This is a genomic window from Rhodococcus sp. (in: high G+C Gram-positive bacteria) (genome assembly GCF_049299235.1).
Lineage (GTDB): Bacteria > Actinomycetota > Actinomycetes > Mycobacteriales > Mycobacteriaceae > Rhodococcus.
In genome coordinates this window covers 1-1,745 of record NZ_JBAQXC010000116.1, presented here as the reverse complement: position 1 = coordinate 1,745, position 1,745 = coordinate 1, and the positions used below count along the sequence as shown (strand labels likewise).

The 1,745-nt window shown below is 68.8% G+C and carries 1 protein-coding gene and 1 pseudogene; one reads left to right on the top strand and one right to left on the bottom strand.

Going from position 1 to position 1,745, the window contains the following annotated elements:
• The first annotated feature begins 100 nt into the window (after positions 1-100).
• Positions 101-820 carry a DUF2786 domain-containing protein gene (locus WAX14_RS07450; protein WP_422627454.1) on the top strand — a complete coding sequence of 240 codons (720 nt, stop codon included), beginning with the start codon at positions 101-103 and terminating at the stop codon, positions 818-820.
• A gap of 29 nt (positions 821-849) precedes the next feature.
• Here the strand turns inward: WAX14_RS07450 and WAX14_RS07445 are convergent.
• Positions 850-1,745 (bottom strand): annotated as a pseudogene (locus WAX14_RS07445) (Hsp70 family protein); the annotation flags it as partial.

Below are 1,745 nucleotides of genomic sequence, written 5' to 3'. Positions count from 1 at the left end.
ACCGGACATCACCCGATTCCAGGTGACGGGTCTGGCCTTCACCTGGAAGTAGCTACCGCGGTTCACCCTCCTGACGCCGCCGCCGTCGCACTGGCCGACGGTGCGCACCGGCAGTATCGGCACCATCCCGGCCCCCCGAATTCTCGACCGCATCCGCGCGCTGCTTGCGAAGGCCGAGTCCACCGACTTCCCCGAGGAAGCCGAAACCCTCACGGCGAAAGCCCAGGAACTCGTCACCCGCTACGCGGTGAGCGCGGCACTGCTCGCCGGCGACGAACCATCCGGCATCCGCGGGCTTCGACTGCACCTGGACAACCCCTATGCCAACGAGAAGGTCCTGCTGCTCACCGCGATCGGAAGCGCCAACCGGGCCCGCACGGTGTGGTTCTCGAAGATCGGCATCGCCACGGTCGTCGGCGGCGACGTCGAACTGCACCAGATCGAGTTGTTGTTCGGTTCACTGCTCGTGCAGGCGACCCGCGCGATGTCCACAGCCGGAACCGGCGGCCGGACCGGAGGTGGCGTCACCGCGTATCGGCGGGCGTTCCTCACCGGCTATGCCGGGCGGATCGGGGAACGCTTACGGGAGGCCGACGCCCGCGCCACCGTCGAGGCCGCGGCGGACGCGAACCTGCCGGTGACGACACTCGCTCCGATCCTGACACGCCGATCCGAGGCGGTCGAGGCCGAGTTCCGCCGCCTGTTCCCGACCACCCGGTCCACCCGCACCCGCACCGTCGACGCCGGCGGCTGGCACGCCGGCCGGGACGCGGCCGACAATGCTTGTCTCGGCTCACCATCGACGACGCAGCCGCGATGACGTCGTCCGCAACGACATCGAGGTGCGCGTCAGGCGTCGGCGAAGCCGAGTTCGGTCGACAGGGTGAAGCCCTGCTCGATGGAATCGGCCGAGAACGTCAGAACCAGCCCCGTCGTCTTGTCGATGGCCTCGAACCCGGAACTGTAGGACTCGTCCTTGTTGTAGCTGACGATGCGGTCACCCGAGGAGGTCAGGACGCTTCCGTACCCGGTGTACGGCCGGTCCCGGTACCGGATGAAGTTGGAGCGAGCGTACTGATCGTCGCGCCACGCGGTGACCCACTGATCGTCGTCCTCCGCGAGCCCCATCGCCTTCCCGACACTCGAATCCGACGTCACGACACACCGCATCTGCAGGGCACCTTCGGAACTGAAACCCGACTTGTCGCACGACGACGACGAGGTGATCAGCTTCGCGGGCAGCAACCCGAGAACGTCCTCGGGTGCCTCACTGATGTAAGCGGAGTCCGCGGTCGCGGGCGGCGCACCGACCTGCGCCGCTGCCGTGTCTGCCGTGGATGCGGCAGCAGCGGCCGGTGTATCACCCCCGTCGACCACGACGAACACTCCCACCGCGGCGAGGAGCGCGGCGACCGCGACACCCGCGAACACGAGCGGCGTGCGGGACTTTCGCGGTCCGGGAACCGGGACCGGGCCTTGCCCCTGAGCCGGGACCGGGTTCCGGGCTCCGGCGAACATCGGCGAGGGAATCGGAGTACGCGACTGCTCGCGCGAGAAGGCCTCCGTCGCGAGATACGCGGCGGCGTCGGTGGCGCGTCCGCCGGAGACGAACCCCGCCGCGCCCTTGGCCACCACCGTTTTCGGGTCGTCCAACGTCGCGATCGGACCGAGCTCCGCCAACCGCCGATGCACATACGGGATCCGCGACGAACCACCGGTCAGATACAACGCCTGCAACCCACCCC